This window comes from Mycobacterium sp. SMC-16 (genome assembly GCF_046250085.1).
Taxonomy (GTDB): Bacteria; Actinomycetota; Actinomycetes; order Mycobacteriales; family Mycobacteriaceae; genus Mycobacterium; species Mycobacterium phocaicum.
The window spans coordinates 2,385,083-2,402,361 of record NZ_CP176427.1 but is presented as its reverse complement, the minus strand read 5'-3'; the positions used below and the strand labels follow the sequence as shown (position 1 = coordinate 2,402,361).

The following is a 17,279-nucleotide window of genomic DNA, read 5'->3' as shown; positions in this document are numbered from 1 at the left end:
CTAGTGAGGCCCGCTGGTCAGCCCGCGAACTGGGCTTGAAGGAACGGGGTGGAGTCGGCCATCGAGGTCAGCACAGTGCTGGAGTGGTCGTCTTCGGGGTAGACGTAGAGCGCCACGTCCTGGCCGTTGGCCTTGAGCTGATCGGCGAACTTCAGGGTCGACGACGGCGGCACGTCACGGTCCTTGAGGCCGACGCCGAGGAAGATCGGCCGGTCGTAGCCGGTGATCGGCGTGCCCATGAAGTCGGCCAGCGCGCCGCGCATGCCCGGTAGCGATGCCAGTGGGGCGGAGAAGAACTGCGACGGCGTCAGACCCGTGACCGCCGCGCTCAACGGTGCCGTGCACAGCGTTTCGGCCTTGTCGGCAGCGGCCAGACCAGCCGGTATGAGCACACTGTTGACGTCCGGGCGGAGCTCCCGGAATCCGGCGAGGATGTACGCCGTATAGGCCGACGCGATGGGACCCAGCCCGGGCGGCAGCACCATGTCGGGGCCGGCCGTGATGACGACATCGTCGATGTTCGCCGGGGTGCCGGTCGCCACGACGCCGCGGTAATCCAGGCCTGTCCCCTTGCTGAATTCGGTGGCCCACCGCGCGCTCGCGACCGCCGCCGCGCCGCCCTGGGACTGGCCGACGAGCGCCCACTTCGGCGACAGCGGCAGATTCATGTGATGCGCGGCGATCACCGAATCGATGATGGCGTGCGCGGTGGCGACGCTGTTGAGGTAGCTCATCAGGCCCGGGGTACCCAGACCCGTGTAGTCGGAGCCGACGACGACGTAGCCCTGATCCAGCCAGTGGGACAGGTATTCGTTGTCGCGCGCACTGCGCGGCTGCGCCGAGGGCGTGCAGTCGTCACCGAGGCCGACGGTGCCGTGCGCCCAGGCGATGACGGGCCACCCGCCCGCGGGGGCTTCGCCGTTCGGCACGAACACCGCTGCGGTGCTGACGGCGGGCGAATTGTGTTGGTCGGTGGTCGAATACAGGATCCGGTACGCGCGCGCCGCACCGGCGACCGACAGCTCGGGGCGCAGCGGGACGGTCCGGATGAGCGCGCCCGACGGCGGTACCCGGTCCGCGAATGCCCGCGCGTCCAGGCCCGACCAGTTCGGCGCGGCCGCCCATGCCGTGGGCAGCGGTGCCGTCACCAGCGCCAAACCGACCGCACAAGCCGCCGTCAGCCGAGAGAAGTTCACTCGCAGAGCCATGACGGAACCCTATGCCTTCTCATATATTGAGAAATAAATTCATATCTTGAGAACCACGGTGGCACCATGAAGCCATGGTCACCAATGTGTCAGCCGTCCGCCGCTGGTCGATGCTGGTGATCGCGCTCGGTTCGACGATGTGCGCCAACGTCTTCATCAACGGCGCGGCCTTCCTGATCCCGACGCTGCACGGCGAACGCGGGCTGGACCTGTCACGCGCCGGGCTGGTCTCGGCCATGCCCAGCTTCGGCATGGTGCTGACGCTGATCGCCTGGGGCTGGGTCGTCGACCGGGTCGGTGAGCGGTTCGTTCTGGTTGTCGGGTCACTATTGACGTCGTTGGCGGCGTTCGCGGCCGCCTGGGCCGATTCGCTGGTGGCGGTCGGAGCTTTCTTGCTGCTGGGCGGCATGGCGGCCGCGAGCTCCAATTCCGCGAGCGGCCGGTTGGTGGTCGGCTGGTTCCCGCCGGAGCAGCGCGGCCTGGTGATGGGCATTCGCCAGACGGCGCAACCGTTGGGAGTCGGGCTGGGCGCCTTGGTGATTCCGCGTCTGGCCGAGTCGTCCGGGGTGTCCGCCGCGCTGCTGTTCCCCGCGATCGCCTGCCTGGTCGCCGCGGTGGTGACCGTGCTGGGCGTCATCGATCCGCCGAGGCCGCCCCGATCCTCGGCCCCTGCAACCGATCTGGCCAATCCCTACCGCGGGTCGTCGGCGCTGGCACGCATCCACGCCGTGTCGGTGCTGCTGGTCGTGCCGCAATGCCTGGTGTGGACGTTCTCGTTGGTGTGGCTGATGACAGCGCACGGTTGGTCCGCCGGCGCGGCGGGCACGATGGTGACGGTGGCCCAATTGTGCGGTGCCGCAGGGCGAATCGGCGCCGGCCGATGGTCGGATCTGGCCGGCTCGCGGCTGCATCCCGTGCGGGTCATCGCCGTTCTGGCAGGTGCCACCATGGGGCTGCTGGCGCTGTGCGACTACCTGCACTGGCCGGTGGCGGTGTTCGTGATGGTGGTGGCGTCGGTGGTCACCGTGACCGATAACGGGTTGTCGTTCACCGCGATTGCCGAGATCGCCGGGCCGTTCTGGAGCGGGCGGGCGTTGGGCGTACAGAACACGACGCAATTGCTGACGGCAGGCATCGTGCCGCCGGCATTCGGCGCCTTGATCGGCGTCTTCGGGTTCCCGGCGGCGTTCGCGGTGTGCGCGCTGTTCCCGGTACTGGCCGTGCCGCTGGTGCCGGTCGCCGCAGACCCGTTGCGCGCCAAGCCTGTTCCAGCACCCGCTCCAGGTTGATCGTGCGCCTACGCTGCTGGGCACTCGGCTTTTGTCAGCGCTGACGCACGGTGAATCGCGGCGCGGCCCGTGTTGGTCACAGCCGTCACTCGTGTCGCCGTCTCTCTCACGGCACATGCATACGGAACTCGGTATCGCAGGCGATATCAGTCAGCACTCCCTTGATAGTGCTCTCGCAGTTGGATGATCGACTTGCGTCGCGCAGCCGTCAGCAAGTCTGCGGTGCCAAGTACGACCTCGCCGTACTGGGCATGCGGGTCAACACCGTTGGCTCGTAACAGTGGCTCGGCACGTTGCGAGACACTGCCCTTGACCCCGAACCACCCCAGTAATTCAGCCACCGAGGGCACGCCGTATCGGCCGACAGAGTGGTTGGCTCGGCAGATCACCCAGGCGACTGCGGCTGCTCCGCGTTCTGGCGATGCCTTGCGTCGGAAGATCGCCGGATCGGCCGCCGCCGCGCGCCCGAGGAAGCGGCGCATCGCGGTCCGGTGCTCGACGTCGAAAAGTTCATCAGCGCAGCGGTCGCACAGGGCCACCACCTTCTCGACCGTCGGCCGGATGTCATCGGCAATGCCCGCCCAGTCGAACGGCTCGTCGTCCAGCGGCTCATCGGTCAAATTTTGTAACTGATAACGGCCGCCGACTATCGAGTCGAGATGCTCCAGCATGAGCTCACTGGTGCTTACGTCATCATCGTCGAATTCCAGGCTCCCGTTGAACAGCTGGGCGGCGAGCGCCGCCGCGCCCTGCGGACGGTCTGTCCGGATCATCCGCAGAAATTCGCCTTCCCACCTGTCGACAGACGTCAAGGTCTCGGCAGTGAGGGTGGCGCTGATGCCTTGGCGGTGGTGGCAGTAGGCGATGAAGGCGCGCAACAGACTGGGTAGTTGCGCGAGATATCCCGTGTCCGCCAATATTTTTCGCGGAGCCCAGTCGGCGAGGAGGATTTCGACGTTGACGGGGCTCCACCGGTAGGGATCACCGGGTCCCCATTCGGTCGCGAACCACAGAATCGAGTCCAGCAGACCCTGCCCATCAGCGGTGTCCATAGCGTCACCGAACCGCGAGGCGAAAAAATCCTCGGCGATTGCCGTTCTCTCCTCGTCGGTCCATTCGTGGCGTTCCGGCACCACGCCTCCGGCCGGCTGCATCCGCACGAGCCACTCCACGAGTGGCCGGCACACAGGCCAGGACTCAGACTCCAACGGCGGGAACAGTCGGGATCCACCGTCGATCGCCTCTGCCACTATGGCCCGCGCATCAGCCGGGTCGAACCGCATGAGCGACTGCCCGTCTTCAATCGACTGTTGTAGCCGCTCCACCACGACTGAAATCGGTTCCGGAATGACGAATGCGTCTTTGACCACCGTGCCCATGTTGTGGTCCACATAAACCAGTGCCGTCAACTGCCGACCGTCGGGCAGCGTCGCGCCGAAGAAGTAGTCGTCACCGTCGCCAAGGACGTGCGTCAGGAACCACACTTCCGGGTCGGCGCGGGTATTCGCCAGGGCACCAAGCCAATTTGGCAACGGCTGGCGGCGCGTGGCCAATTCGCGGTCGATGCGTGCCGCCATCACCGGATCGGGGACCAGTTCGCGGACGACGGTCAACGCAGCCGTGGTCTGCGCAAAGGAGGTGCCGATCAGCGACTCGACCAGTTCGTCGAGGCGGGGGCCATCGTCGTCACGAGCCCAGGGGTTGCGAGCACGCGGGTCGGTGGCAGTGACCAGCCCGCTGACGAGTTCGAGTAGTGCCAGCGGCTGGTCGGAGCGCAAGGCAGTCCGCAACGCCTGGAACAGCGGCTGGTCCTCAGGTCTGATCGAAGGCGGGGGTGGAACGGACCGAAGGTGACGCTGGGGCTTCTTGCCACGGGCCGACTTGGACATACAGGTCAGCGTAGGTTGTCGGCGGCGGATAGCGGGGAGCGAAACCGCTCCGGCCAGTCCCGCTCAGGCCGGACTTCCCCCATCAGGTCCGCCGTTGATAGACGAGACGCTGACGCACCCGAGTAGTGTATCGTTGGTGTATGACCCGCACCAACATCGACATCGACGACGAGGCGTGCGAAGTCGTCATGCGAAGGTTCCAGTTGACCAGCAAGAGAGATGCGGTGAACTTCGCGCTGCGCAATCTCGCCCAGGAAGCACTAGACGTGAAAGCAGCCCGAGGACTCCGGGGGTCGGGATGGGACGCCAACCTTGATGAATTGCGCAGCGACCGCGTCCAGTGATCCTCGTTGACACGTCAGCCTGGATTGAGTTCTTGCGGGACACAGGTAGCAGCGCGTGCGAGCGAGTGGACGAACTACTCGGCAAGCCGATAGCGATCTGCGCTCCGGTCCAGATGGAAATCCTCGCCGGGGCCCGAAACGACCGACACCTCAAGGATCTTCGTGGCCTGTTGGCACGCGCACAGACTCTACCGACGTCCCCCACAGACCATGAAGACGCCGCAGCTATTTACCGCGTCTGTCGACGTCGCGGTGAAACCGTACGCAGGCTGATCGACTGCCTCATCGCCGCGCATGCCATACGTGAGCAGATTCCAATCCTGCACTCCGACAGCGACTTCGACGCGATTGCGCGGCATACATCGCTACAGCTGGATACCTCACCGCAGCCGGACTGACCCAGCCGCCATCAACAACTCCACCGCGGCGGCGATCGGAATGCGCTCCTGCTCCAGGCGTAGGCCACTGCGCTGCAACACGTCCAATGCTGCGCGCTCGGTTTCGGTCAACCAAGCCGAATCCACTGACCCACTCGCGGCGTGCGCCACGGCGAGATCACGCCACCGGTCCACCGCGGTGTGGTCCATCAACAAACTTTCACAAGGACATTCGGCCCGGAAGCGTGCCAGGATGTCGAACCCGTCGAAGTCCAGATCGCCCCAGTAGACAACGCGCGGCGCACTACGGACCCACGGAAATCTGGCCACCGCGGTTGCGTTGTCGCCCCAACCGAACACCGCGACCGTGCCCGGCACATCAGGCAGCGCTTCTAAGGTCTGCAAGTTCTCGACAACCAGGACCTGCGATGCCGCAAGATCAAGCCCCGCCAGCTCACCATCCGGGGCCGCGAAAATGCGTGGAAGACCTTGTCGCAGCACCGGATCAGCAATCACGACTGCCCGCAACAATTCACGCTCCCGCAGCCCGAGGTGCTCGGGTACACCGAGCGGCACAGCCAATGCGGTGACGGCAGTTCGGTGAGCGCCCAGCCATTTGGTGTCGACGCCAGGAATCGGCAGCTGCCTGATCAGCAGTCCGGAGTCCGGGTGCTGCTGAAGCCAGCGAACCACAGTCAGCAGCCGGTCGAAGTCACCGTCGGTCAAAGCTTTCCAATACCGGAATGTGTCGGACAGAACCGCCGACCACTGCGGCCCATCATTGAGCGACTCCAACTGCCCTACACGCTGCTGCAGACACCGCCAGCGCCGAGTCTCGCCCGCGGCAGCAGCGATTGCGTCGGCCCCCTCGATCGTCACCGAGACAGGCACCTGCTGCCTGCCCAGGCTGGGCCACCGCCGTTCCTCCCAGCGAACGTCGAGGCTTGACTCCTGCCAGGCGTGGACCCAGTCCTCGACGATCAAGTGGTGCGCAGCAACGGTCGCTTCACTGGGGCCGCCGAGTCTCACGGTCAACGCATCGGCGGTCGTACCGAACAACCACGATTTGAGATTGCGGTCCACTGTGCGTCGCGCCCTGGCCGTTACGTCGTTGGGCATCACCAGCTTCGGGAGTTCACCCATCAGTGGCCTCGCTGATGGACGCGACACCCAACCGGGACGCCTTCGAATCGCGGATCGATACGGTGGCGACTCCACCTACGTAGTCCTGCAGTGTCTTGATCATCTTCAGCGGTGTGGCGAGAACAAGGTGAAAACCGAACTGGTCGAACACATCTGCCGCACGGCGGGTGTACTCGGGGTCTGATCGGTCGAATGCTTCGTCCAGGATGACGGTGCCGTATTTGGGCACGTCCGCGTCGGACCCGACGAGCTGGTACCGCAGTGCCGCGGCCAGACAGAAGAACACCAACTTCTGCGCCTGCCCACCCGACAGCGCATCCGAAGAATCGTGGTGATTGACCGCCGTGCCGTCCGAGTCCATCTCGATGCCGACGAAGGTGACATGCCGGCGCGTATCCAAACAGCGATTGCGCCACGCCACATCGCCCGGATCGGAGGACCCGAGCCGCCCGAGCAACTCTCGCATTCGCTCGAATCGCTGCTCCTGGGCCTGACGATCATCGGCAAGCAGAGAACCCTCCTGCACGCGCGCGATATCCGCGAGAAACTCGGTCACGTCGGAATGCTGGGAATCTCGGACGTCGATCTTCAGGAAGCGCCCGCGGTCGAATTCCGAGTGTGCCAGTGACGAATTGACCTCATCAATGCGGCGACGGATCTCGCCGGGTGCACGCCGAATTCGTAGGGCAAGCGTGCCGAGGTTCTGGTTCGACTGCCGATCGTTGAGGTCGAAGAATCGATTTTCCACGCTCGGCAGGTCGTCGGCACGCAGCCGGCGCAGGAATGCCACCGCATCGTCGGCGTATCCGTGCTCGGCAGCAAGTTCGGGGTGCGGCCAGCGGTTGAGATACTGCTGCAGCACTGTCTCGATCTCGTGCTGCGCCTGCATCAGCTTCTTGTCGGCCGCCGCGTACTCAGACCGAATCTGAGTCGCCACCGCCCGTTCGGCAGCGGGAAAGCCATTGAGCCGCAACGCCGCGCGCTTGCCATCATCGAACCGGGCGCGATAACGCTCGGTCAGTTCGGGAGACGGCTCGTCGCTCGCCGCCGCTGTGCGTTTCAGGTCGTCGATGCGGGATGCGACATTCTGTGCGTGCTGGCGCGCTGAGTACAGCGCCTCGTGCGCCTCGTCGTATGCCTTTTCAGCTCGAGTCGCCTCGCCTCGCGCCTGGACGACTGCGGCTTCCAGCCGGTCGATCTCGACGTCGCCCCGCAGTGCTGCGAGACGCTCGGCCACATCCAGACGGTGAGCTTCCGCGGCCAACAGGTCGAGCTCGTCCCATTCGACTGCGACGATCCCTGGAGCTGACTGGACCCGGTCCCGACGCTGTTCGGATTCGGCGCGGGCAGCACGCGCGCGACGGTGTGCGGAGTCGGCATCGGATTCAGCCTTACGCAGGGCGTCGCGCAGGGCCTGGAGCTTGCTGTCATTGTTGGTGCCGAGCACGTAGTGCCGCCGGTCGTCGATCGCCGACCGGTCGTCCTTGATATGCCGGTCGCCGTCGCGGGTCTGTCCGGCGCGGGTCACGGCGCGGTGGTGCCGGCCCAGTTCCCGCGCGTCGCCAACACGGCGGTAGTCGAATCGGGATACGAGTTCGAAATGCAGCCAGTGCTGCCATGGCCCCTCGGCGATCTGGAGCACATTCACGATCGAATCGGCATCGACAGCCGAAATCCGGTGTGTGCGATGCACATCCACGCGCCGCCACACCAGCCGCGTACCCAGATGGGCAGCATCGACGGCAGCGGCGACATCAGCGGCGTGCTCGTCGGCGACCAGCATTGTGCGGCCCAGCCCGCCGAGCACCCGCTCGGCGGCGCCCGCCCAATTCGCATCGATGACGTCGATCAACTCGCCGGCGAACGGCAACGATCGCGCCGGCAGCCCGGTCGCGCGCATGACCAGCTCACGAGCCGCCAGCAGCTTGTGGTCCAGGTTCGACTTCTGCCCGGCGAGCGAAGAGATCTGCTGTTTGAGGTCGGTAACCTGTTCGTCGGCGCGCGCGGCAGCGAGGATCAGGGCGCTGTGGGCGGCGTCGTGCGCACCGGCTCCAGCCTCTAGTTCAGCTGCCTCCCTTGCGATCTGCGAGCACATGGTGGCGAAGCCTTCGGCGGTATCGGGAACGGTCGTGTCCCAGGACCGCAAAGCCACACCTAATCGGGCGCGCTGCGTGACCACCCGACGGACCGCTTCGTCGGCGCTATCCAGGGCATCGGTGAGCTCACGCAGGGACTGATTTCCGTCACGCGCACGCTCGGCGTCCTTCAGCGCGGTGGCAGCACGATGACGGGCCGCACTCGCGTGTTCGTCACGCGTGACGGCGTCAGCGAGCGCGGCCTCAGCGTCGGCGTGCCAACCCTGCGCCAGGTGCAGCTCGAAGCGCGCGGCGAGGCCGTCGAGCGCTGTCTGCTCCTCCCCGAGTTCCTGAGTCCGTTGCGCCTCTCGGTCCCGCGTTTCGGTCCACTCCTCCAGCGGTGTCAGTGCGGCGATCTGCTCACGCGTCTGCACGACCCTGCGATGCGCCTCGTCGAGGTCGGCGAAGAACTCGACGGCGCGACGAGCTTCGGCAAAAGTGTCGGGTTCGTCGAGCATGTAGTCGCGGAACAGCCGGTCGAGGCTGTCGAGCCCTTTGGCAGACATCGCCCGGTGCAGCAACAGTTGCGCGTTCTCGTCGGCGATTCCCAACCGGGCACGGAGCCGCTGACCGAACTGGGGGTAGCTCTTGTTGTAGAGAACATCGGGCCAGCGCTTCTTCAACCCGCGGACGTCGATGCCGTCAGACACCACGTGTCTGAGTTCGGTGATGTCCAGGTCGTGGTCGAAAAGCAGGAACGCGCGGCCCGATTCGCCAAGATCATTGCTGCCGCGTTTGAGGTGGAACAGCGCGACCAAGGTGGTGACGGTATCCCCATCAGGATCGGCAGTGGCCATCGTCAACCCGACGGCGCTCCAGGTCGCACCTTCCCGCAGGTAGCGCGACCGCAATTCGCGGGTGTCCGTGTCGGATCCGCGCGCATACGCACCTCGGATATAGGAGGCCACGGTGCGGCCGCGGCCCTGCGCGGCCGCATTGAAACTGAGCTTCGTCGGCGGCACCAGCACTGTGGAGATCGCGTCGAGCAATGTGGACTTGCCCGAGCCGGAGGGACCGGTGATCAGGAAGCCACGGCGTGCCACCGACAGGTCGTGATAGCCGTCGTAGGTACCCCAATTGAACAGCTGCACACGTGCCAGGCGGTGCTGACCCAGCCGGAACACGTCCTCACTCATCGTCGACCTCGGCATCGTCCTCGACATCCAAGAGCCGTTGGTACTCGGCCTCGACCAGCGCAACCTCGTCCGCGTCGAACAACTGACGGAGCACGGGTGATACTTCGAACCGGCCCGCGGTATCAGCGGCGGAGATCAGCGAGTACTTCTTCATCTTTTCCCACGACGCGTTGATCCGCTTCCGGAAGCCGCCCGCATCGGTGGTGTAGCGCCCGCGGTAGGGCTCCATGTCGGCGGCGATGTCGTCGTATTCGACGATCACCCGTTGTCCAGGCGGTGCCACGAGCAACTGGTAGCGCAACGCGAGTACCACCAGCGTGTCCATGAAGGTCAGCGTTTCGGTCCGAAGTACCTGCGGTGGAGCGAGTTTGGGGTCGTCGGGCGCGGGCTGCGGTCGGGTGAACGCGATACCGTCGTCCTCATCGAGCACGAGGTCGAGGAACACGTCGGCCAGTCGGCGTTCGATTTCGCTGCGATGGGCGAGAATTACCGACCATTGCTGTCGATGCGCGTCATGGGTCACCACCGGACCGCGGAGTAGTTGGACCAGCGCGCGCTTGGCCTCGAACGGAAAGGTCTCTTCGGGATTCACAGATGATCCTCGAATGTGTCAGGGCTGAAGGTGATCGTCGGGAGCACGACGGTGCGTCGGTCCAGAGCGACCCGTTCGGTGGCGTCGGCTGAGACGATGCCGTGCTCAGCGCCGAGAACCATCAGGCCGACGATGCTGGCGAGGCCCTGGGTGGCGGGGAACTCAGCCAGAACTTGCCCCGCGGTGACCGGCCCCGCTGCCTGACCGAGGCTGGCGACGATGTTGCTGCGGAGCTCCTCGAAATCGATGTCGGATTCGTGTGCCTGCGCGGCGAGTTCGGCGAAGTCGACCTCGTCGGTGTCATGCCGATCGAACTCCGTAGGCACCCGGCCTTCGCCCGGGTTGTGCAGCTTGAGGGCCGCGATCGAACGAACCTGCATGCCAATTCTGGTGAGTTCCAAGTTCATTGACTTCTCGGGTCGGTGCTGTGCACTCACTTGCACAGCGAGTGACTGGCAGCGCTGAATCAGTTGGCGGAGTCGCCGATGCTCCTCGTATTGGCGTGACAGCACGAAATGACGCAACGACCGGGACAGCAGGATCATGGTCTGACGTACCGTGGCGGCTTCGTCTTCCAATCGGGTGAGCAGAGTGCTCAGGTCAGTACGCGTCTGAGGTGTCAATTCGGCTGCGAAGTCCCGTGACAGGATGGCGGTGATCGCTTCTTGAAGACGCGCCGACTGTTCAGCGTCGAGGATCACGTCGTAGAAGCCGTTCACGGAACGTCCGGCTTCTGAGTCCGCCAGCAGATCCACTCCACGAAAAACGTTGCCCAACGTCGCGCCACCCTCAGCAGTGTCGTCAAGGATTTTGGCCCGGAGGTCCCGGCTCAATTCTTCGATGGTCGACCGCACCCGGGCGAAATCCACGGGTACCTCCTGCGCCAGGCCCAGCGTCTCGGCGACCCGCTCCTTTGCGCTCTCCGCATCGAGCACCGCGAACTCGCCGCGTTCGACTTCTTCGATGCGCTGCTCGACAGCCTTGCGTTCGGCCTGCAGCAGCGCGAGCCGCGATGCCGAAACGGGATCCGAATCACGTTGCAGTGCAATGAGGTTAGCGGCGATCGAACCCAGCCGTGAGGCCGACGCGGTACGTTGCGGCGCATCGATTCCGTTCACCATTGCGGCGGCGTTCAATGCTGCCGCCGATGGCGCCAACGTTTCGGTCCCCCGCGTCTGGCCGGGACGCCGGATCAAGTAGCCGTCGTGCACCCAGCTGGCAACGTACGCTGTTGCGGTCGAATCGAATTCGGCTCCGGTCCCACGGAGGAGTTCGAGATCCTGGTCGAGTTCGGCGACCACCTCGGCCGCCGGGCGCACACGTCGTTCAGGCGGAAAATAGGCCTGGACAACGGCGATGATCAACCCCGCATTACGAGCCCTCAGCAGCGACCATTCCGGCGCCTCCTGCTGCAGGCGCCGCAAGCGCAAGACCGCGGACGTTATCGCCACGGTGCGAGACTAGCCGGAAGGGCCGACAAGACTCTCTCCGCCTTGTGGAGTGATCCGTTCCCAAAAGACGCAAACCCAAAAATGGGATTTTACTGGTATCATAGTCCCATGGAAGCGGTAATCGACTCGGGCGGCCGCATCTTGGTGCCCAAGCAACTGCGCGACGCGTTGGGACTGACGCCTGGTTCGACGGTCGACATTTCGGCATATGGCCCTGGATTGCAGATTGTCCCCGGCGGTCGCAGCGCGCGACTCGTGCGAAACAAGGACGGGCGCCTCGTCGCCAACGCACACACAGTCGTCACCGATGAAATGATGTTCGCGCTCATCGATTCGGGGCGACGCTGACGTCGCAGCAGGTCACGGCAATCGATACCAGTGTGGCGGTGCCGTTGCTTGTGACCTCGCATCCGCAGCATGTCGCGATCTCGCAATGGGCAATGGGCCGACGTCTTGGGCTCAGCGGGCATGCGCTGGCCGAGACATACTCGGTTCTGACGCGTCTGCCCGGCGATGCTCGCGTCGACCCCGCTGATGCGGTGACGTTGATCGACGAGAACTTCCCAGAGCCCCTTCAGCTGAGTGCCGATGCCGCAGGTGGTGCCCATCGCGAATTCGCCCGTCGCGGAGTCGCCGGTGGCGCCACCTATGACGGCTTGGTCGCGTTGGCTGCTCATGAGCACGGTGCAGTCCTGGTCACTCGCGATGCACGAGCCAAGGCAACCTACGACGCCATCGGGGTGAACACGGAAGTGCTGGCCGGCGCCTGACCTGTCTTCGGCGGGCGCGGCCCGACCAGAACCTGGCACCGATATCGCGGTGTAGGCCCCTTGCCCACCCTCGTCGTCGTAGATCTGCACGTGGTGATGCGTTGTGCCTCGTGCTCTGTCACCTGTGCACACTGCTGGGCTGCGATGTGATGGCGGGATTTGAACCCATTTGCGCTGCCCTCCGCGCACCGGAAACGGTGACGAGCCGTTTTGCGGGTTGTGCACGCCCCTGCGACAACTACCTGCTACACCATGCTGCTGTCAGTCCAGCAGCTCGATCTCCCAGTTGGCCTTCTGGATCCGGACGTCGAGCTCGCGCAACTCCTGCGCCACCTGGTCGGCCCGCGCCCGCAGATCGCCAACGGACAAGGCGGACAACATCTTCAGCTCCGAACGCAGCTGCCGCGAGTAGCCGTACTGGCCCGCGCCCGCACCCGCGGCTGCATCCGCGGCCGTGGTCAGGACGTGGTACCGCAAGCGCAGCGCGTCGCGCCGCCCGAGGGCGTCGGTCAGCGTGCCGTCCGCCCCGACCGAGTTGGCCGCGTTGGTCAGGTTGATCCGCCGGATCAGGGATTCGTATTCGTCCAGCGCGCCGTCGATCTCGACGAGTAGCGCCGCGGCGTCCTCGGCAGGCACTTCGCCCTCCTGGAACCGTGCGTTACCCACGACGCGCACGCGCAACTGCTCGATACGGCGAACTGCGTTCGCACGCAACGACAAAGCCTCTGCCAACTTCATGATTTCACCTCGCTTCTCGTGGCACAGTCCGAGAACATCCGTTTCTCGGCCCGAACCATGATGAGCGCAAAAAGGTTGGCCGGCAACGCATTTTCCGGCGCTCGGCCCGCCGGCCGCGATCAGTTCTGAGCGCCGACAAAGAACAGCACGAGCACGGCCACAAGACCGAACAGGGCGGCGAAGAACGCGCCGCATGCCACGTCGTCAAACCGTGGCCGCACCGTCGCAACCAGCACCGCCGCCGCGGCGACCAGTAATGCGCCTGCCGGCGCGAACAGCCAGTAATACAACAACGGCGCCGGCGACATCACGACCAGGCCGAGCGCGTAGCCACCGAACAGACACCGCGGATCAACGTCCCGCTCGATCCGTGGGTCGAGCGTGCTCTCATGCTCGAAAGACATGCGCACCTCCTCTGGTCAGCGACACACCGTCACCGTGGCAACGGCCTGCAGGTACAGCAGACCGACAATGCACCAAACGCTCACGGGTGCGACCACGAGCGCAACAGCGACGCTGCTGAGTACCCGTGCGCGCAACAACAGTGCTGCAATCAGTAGGCATAGCACCGAAAGACATACCGCTGCAGTCAAATTCGTTCCGGCGACCCGGTCGAGGTGCGGATCATCACCAGGGCCCATGGCCCCGACCGCCAACAGACCCCAGCCGACTCCCCCTGCGACCGCACCGGCGAGCACGCCGCGGGTCCAGTCCGTACCAATCAAACGTCCCCCTGATCCGGTTCGCTCATGTCCCCCGTCGCCGGCACGCCCTTGGCCAGTCCGTACTGCAGGTACACGATGCCGGCCGGGCTGGATACCGGCGGCTTGAGCAGCGTCAGGTTCGACGGCACCGGACCGCCATCGAACACCTTCTTGCCTACCCCCAGGACAATAGGATGCACCCAGAGGTCGATGCGATCAAACAGTTTTTCGCGCAACAGGGTCTGCACGAAGTTCAAACTCCCGACCACTTTCACGTGCTCGTGGCGGTCACGGATTTCCCGCACTTCACTGACCAGATCTGTGCCGATCTGCGACGAGCCGGACCACGAGAGATCGGGCTTGCCGCGCGAGGCGACGTACTTGGGGATGCGATTGAACATGGTCGCGAATTCGTCATCCTGGTGCGGCCAGTAGCCCGCGAAGATGTCGTACGTCCGCCGGCCGAGCAGCAGCGCGTCGGTGCCTTCGTATGCGGCGCCGACCTGCTCCCCCGACACTTCGTCGATCAGCGGTGCCTGCCAGCCTTCGAACGGAAAATCGTCGTCGGGGTCCTCTCCGGGACCGCCGGGCGCCTGCCCGACGAGGTCGAGAGTGGCGAACAACGCGAGGTGAATCTGGCCCATTTCCAGCTCCTGGTGAGTCGGTGGTGTGTGTCAGTGAGATAGACCAGCGGACTCGGTGAAACTCATCGGCGCGGCCGGCTACTTCCCGGACAGCACCCGGTACTGCGCCGAAATCTGTTGGTCCACAGCGGTTTCGTCGTCGGCGAAGACCTGGAACACAAACCTGTCGGTGCGGGCGAGGCAGCTGTAGTGCCACCCCAGGATGCGCCATGTCACGGTTGCGTCCGGTCGTGCGAAGTCGTGAAGGTGCTCAAAACACCGCGCGCCGGGGAACCCCGGCACCTGGCCGGCCATCTGCACGTCCGGGTTCTTCATGATCAAGACGCTGGTGGCGTCGAGCAGCTGCGCGGCCGAATCCGCATTGGGCGCCTGGTAGACCCGGCCCCACCGCTGCGTCACCCACTGCACACCGGCGCGCTCGAACAGGGTGGTCATGCTCACCGGATCGGATTCGAAATGCAGCCATGCCCGCGGTCGCCACGTCCCGATCAGCACGCCCTGCTGCCGATCGGGAGTGGTGATGGTCTTCGACAACAACTGATCGTCGCTCGGATCTTTGGGCAGGTCAGCGAGTTTCGCGGGTTCGGTCGGCACAAAACTCTTGATCAGCGACTGCTGCCTACCGAGCAGGTCGGACGTCAGCAGCTCGGCGCGCAGCGGTGCCTTGGTCGACTTGGTGGCTCTGGCGCTCACGAATTCGTACAGCACAAACCGACCCTGAGCGGTATACGCCGCGACACCACTGGCCCCGGTGCCGTAATCCAGACCGAGCGCCGGCACCGTGGCGGCGCCGACCGAGATCTGGACGGGATATGTCGGGAACGGAGTGGCCACGACAGGGCCGAACTGGGCGGTGAATTCACCCGCGGCCGCCGCGGCTTGCGCGTCATCGGGGAACATCAGGACCGCGTTTTGGATTTCCAGGTCAGAGTCCCGCGACCCGGACGACCGGTATGACCCGAAACCGGCAACCAGCCCGTGTGCCCTGGCAATGCCCTGCATGACGTTGTCCTTGGACACCCCGAGGATGTTGTCGACGCCGAACTCCGACGTCATGGTGCCCGTGCCGATCGCCCCCGGCTTCGTCACCGACGCATCGATTTCCCAAGGGCCCACGACGTATTCGGCCATCCGGGTCGATTCGACGATCGACTGCGTGAGCGGGTTGGGCCCGGCGCTGAAGAACGGGGTGCTCGGCTTGATCTGGTAGTTACCGGTCCGCAGTTGGCTGACGTCGGGTTCCGGGTCGCTCAGTGAGCCGCCGAACCGTGGGGTGCCGGTCGTGGTCGTGGAACAGCCCGCGACCACGCACACGCACGTGACCGCGGCCAACGCCAGTTTCCGGATCCCCACGATCCAACACTAACTGTGGCCGAGACGCGCCAGCACTGATCGCACGCACTCCGCGACCGCCTCGTTGAACGGCCCGGCATCCCGCCGCACGGTGCGGGTGCGGATCAACACCGTGAGCATGACCCGCTCGCGTTTGGGTCCGATCAGCATGCCGGCGTCGTTGGTCGATCCGTAGTCACCGCTGCCGGTCTTGTCCGCGCTGGTCCAGCCCGCCGGCAGGCCCGCGCGAAAACGCCTGGTGGACGTGGCAGTCTCGCCCATCCACCGTTGCAGCTGAAACTGCGCCGCACCCGGCAACGCGTCGCCGACGAGAATGGCGCGGTACCCGCCGCACAGGGCCCGTGGCGTGGTGGTGTCGCGGAGGTCGCCGGGCGCCGCCTCGTTGAGGTCCGGTTCCCAGCGATCCAGCCGCGTCTGCGCATCGCCGATCGAGCGGGCGAAATCGGTCAGGGCGGACGGCCCACCGATGGTCCGCAGCATGATGTTGCCTGCGGCGTTGTCGCTCTGGGTCAGGGCCGCCGCACAGATGTCCCGGAGCGGCATCCGCGCCCCCACCGCGGGGCTCAGCACCGCCGAGTTGACCACGATGTCCGCGGCGGTGATGGGCACCATGGCATCGAGATTCGCCTGACCCGCCTTGACCATCTGCAAGATGCGTGCCGCCGCATACGCTTTGAAGGTCGAGCAGATCGCGAACCGCTCGTCTGGACGGTGTTCCACCGTTGCCGAAGACTCCAAATCAACTGCGTAGACGCCGATTATCGCCTGATAGCGATCTTCCAGATCTTCGAAGCTGGTCGGCTCGTCCGCCTTGGTGGGCTGGCACCCGGCCAGCACGCCCGTGGCGGCCAACCCGACGATGAAATCCCGTCGGCTCAGCGATACCCCCACATATTCAGCCAACCATGCATCGGCGCGCTACGCCAAACGGGATTTCTCCGGGTTGCCCTTGGGCCGCACCAACAGCGCGGCCACCAGGAAGCACAGCGCCCCGACGAAGGTCCCGAAGTTGGCCAGCCGCTCGTCGATCGTGACACCGGTCTTGCGGACGAACGCCGCCAGCGCCGAGACCTGGAACGCGACGCAGCCCATCATGTTGATCCACGATGCCTGCCAGGCAACGGATTTCGGCGACCACAGGCCGACAACCAGGACCGCCAGCAGACCACTGAGCAGGAAGGCCAGCGACCCGGCGGCGTCGGGCGCCCAGACGTAGCGCCGCTCGGCGAGCACGGCGTGCGCCCACACCGCCGCGCCGGTACTGACGTTGAACAGCACCGTGCCCATGAATTGGATTGCCGCCGACCACCATTGGATCCCCGGCGGGGCGAGCACGTATTGCATCAGAGCGGCGGTGGTGAAGAACCACGAGCCGATGAAGCACAGCACGTTCGTCGCTCCGGCCCCGGCCACCGCGGGAAACCCGGGGACCGTGGCCAGCGCGAAGAACGTCGAGCCGACGGCGAACAGCCAGCACTGCCTGCTGAGGGTGGCAAGGCCGGTGAT

The 17,279-nt window shown here is 65.3% G+C and carries 17 protein-coding genes; 5 read left to right on the top strand and 12 right to left on the bottom strand.

The annotated features are described in order from the left end of the window. Positions 1 to 17 precede the first annotated feature (17 nt). Positions 18 to 1,208 carry a prolyl oligopeptidase family serine peptidase gene (locus ACJEIK_RS11590; RefSeq protein ID WP_409431499.1) on the bottom strand — a complete coding sequence of 397 codons (1,191 nt, stop codon included), beginning with the start codon at positions 1,206 to 1,208 and terminating at the stop codon, positions 18 to 20. Positions 1,209 to 1,282: 74 nt separating this feature from the next. Between ACJEIK_RS11590 and ACJEIK_RS11585 the strand changes: the two genes are divergently transcribed. Further along, positions 1,283 to 2,497, top strand: a complete 1,215-nt coding sequence (locus ACJEIK_RS11585) for an MFS transporter (RefSeq protein ID WP_135356605.1) — start codon at positions 1,283 to 1,285, stop codon at positions 2,495 to 2,497. A 146-nt stretch (positions 2,498 to 2,643) separates the two neighbouring features. Here ACJEIK_RS11585 and ACJEIK_RS11580 read toward each other — a convergent pair whose 3' ends face one another. Beyond that, positions 2,644 to 4,110 (bottom strand): hypothetical protein, encoded by a 1,467-nt coding sequence (locus tag ACJEIK_RS11580; RefSeq protein WP_409431498.1) that lies wholly within the window; start codon positions 4,108 to 4,110, stop codon positions 2,644 to 2,646. Between the two features lie 416 nt (positions 4,111 to 4,526). On the opposite strand from ACJEIK_RS11580, the gene ACJEIK_RS11575 reads away from it, so the two are divergent. Further along, on the top strand, positions 4,527 to 4,730 hold the full coding sequence (locus ACJEIK_RS11575) for a type II toxin-antitoxin system VapB family antitoxin (RefSeq protein ID WP_167837998.1): 204 nt from the start codon (positions 4,527 to 4,529) through the stop codon (positions 4,728 to 4,730). Next, on the top strand, positions 4,727 to 5,128 hold the full coding sequence (locus tag ACJEIK_RS11570; RefSeq protein WP_135356608.1) for a PIN domain nuclease: 402 nt from the start codon (positions 4,727 to 4,729) through the stop codon (positions 5,126 to 5,128). The genes ACJEIK_RS11575 and ACJEIK_RS11570 overlap by 4 nt, the downstream gene beginning before the upstream one ends. On the opposite strand, the gene ACJEIK_RS11565 is transcribed toward ACJEIK_RS11570, so the two are convergent. Genes ACJEIK_RS11565 through ACJEIK_RS11550 form a run of 4 tightly spaced genes read right to left on the bottom strand, consistent with a single transcriptional unit; the run spans position 5,111 to position 11,564 of the window. Continuing rightward, a complete protein-coding gene (locus ACJEIK_RS11565) occupies positions 5,111 to 6,250 on the bottom strand; it encodes a DUF3322 domain-containing protein (protein WP_135356609.1) in 1,140 nt (379 codons plus the stop codon). The genes ACJEIK_RS11570 and ACJEIK_RS11565 overlap by 18 nt on opposite strands. Beyond that, the gene (locus ACJEIK_RS11560; RefSeq protein ID WP_167837999.1) at positions 6,243 to 9,521 is read right to left on the bottom strand and encodes an ATP-binding protein; all 3,279 of its coding nucleotides are present in this window, start codon (positions 9,519 to 9,521) and stop codon (positions 6,243 to 6,245) included. Before ACJEIK_RS11560 ends, ACJEIK_RS11565 begins: the two co-directional genes overlap by 8 nt. After that, positions 9,514 to 10,113: a DUF4194 domain-containing protein gene (locus ACJEIK_RS11555; RefSeq protein WP_234789754.1), complete on the bottom strand. Its 600-nt coding sequence runs from the start codon at positions 10,111 to 10,113 to the stop codon at positions 9,514 to 9,516. Before ACJEIK_RS11555 ends, ACJEIK_RS11560 begins: the two co-directional genes overlap by 8 nt. Next, positions 10,110 to 11,564: a DUF3375 domain-containing protein gene (locus ACJEIK_RS11550; protein WP_082934877.1), complete on the bottom strand. Its 1,455-nt coding sequence runs from the start codon at positions 11,562 to 11,564 to the stop codon at positions 10,110 to 10,112. The genes ACJEIK_RS11555 and ACJEIK_RS11550 overlap by 4 nt, the downstream gene beginning before the upstream one ends. Positions 11,565 to 11,672: 108 nt before the next feature. Between ACJEIK_RS11550 and ACJEIK_RS11545 the strand changes: the two genes are divergently transcribed. Together ACJEIK_RS11545 and ACJEIK_RS11540 are read left to right on the top strand one after the other, a co-directional pair. After that, complete coding sequence (locus ACJEIK_RS11545; RefSeq protein ID WP_064860474.1) at positions 11,673 to 11,912, top strand: AbrB/MazE/SpoVT family DNA-binding domain-containing protein; 240 nt, start codon at positions 11,673 to 11,675, stop codon at positions 11,910 to 11,912. Continuing rightward, positions 11,909 to 12,334 (top strand): type II toxin-antitoxin system VapC family toxin, encoded by a 426-nt coding sequence (locus ACJEIK_RS11540; protein ID WP_064860475.1) that lies wholly within the window; start codon positions 11,909 to 11,911, stop codon positions 12,332 to 12,334. The genes ACJEIK_RS11545 and ACJEIK_RS11540 overlap by 4 nt, the downstream gene beginning before the upstream one ends. Positions 12,335 to 12,595: 261 nt before the next feature. Here ACJEIK_RS11540 and ACJEIK_RS11535 read toward each other — a convergent pair whose 3' ends face one another. The 6 genes from ACJEIK_RS11535 to ACJEIK_RS11510 all read right to left on the bottom strand — a co-directional run bounded on the left by ACJEIK_RS11535 (position 12,596) and on the right by ACJEIK_RS11510 (position 17,279). Further along, complete coding sequence (locus tag ACJEIK_RS11535; protein ID WP_064860476.1) at positions 12,596 to 13,072, bottom strand: DIP1984 family protein; 477 nt, start codon at positions 13,070 to 13,072, stop codon at positions 12,596 to 12,598. A gap of 119 nt (positions 13,073 to 13,191) precedes the next feature. Continuing rightward, positions 13,192 to 13,476, bottom strand: a complete 285-nt coding sequence (locus tag ACJEIK_RS11530) for a hypothetical protein (protein WP_135356613.1) — start codon at positions 13,474 to 13,476, stop codon at positions 13,192 to 13,194. 317 nt (positions 13,477 to 13,793) lie between these two features. Continuing rightward, the gene (locus ACJEIK_RS11525; RefSeq protein WP_409431497.1) at positions 13,794 to 14,420 is read right to left on the bottom strand and encodes a dihydrofolate reductase family protein; all 627 of its coding nucleotides are present in this window, start codon (positions 14,418 to 14,420) and stop codon (positions 13,794 to 13,796) included. A gap of 78 nt (positions 14,421 to 14,498) precedes the next feature. Continuing rightward, positions 14,499 to 15,773 carry a hypothetical protein gene (locus ACJEIK_RS11520; RefSeq protein WP_409431496.1) on the bottom strand — a complete coding sequence of 425 codons (1,275 nt, stop codon included), beginning with the start codon at positions 15,771 to 15,773 and terminating at the stop codon, positions 14,499 to 14,501. A 9-nt stretch (positions 15,774 to 15,782) separates the two neighbouring features. Further along, the gene (bla, locus tag ACJEIK_RS11515; RefSeq protein WP_409431495.1) at positions 15,783 to 16,664 is read right to left on the bottom strand and encodes a class A beta-lactamase; all 882 of its coding nucleotides are present in this window, start codon (positions 16,662 to 16,664) and stop codon (positions 15,783 to 15,785) included. 27 nt (positions 16,665 to 16,691) lie between these two features. Next, a complete protein-coding gene (locus tag ACJEIK_RS11510; RefSeq protein ID WP_409431685.1) occupies positions 16,692 to 17,279 on the bottom strand; it encodes a hypothetical protein in 588 nt (195 codons plus the stop codon).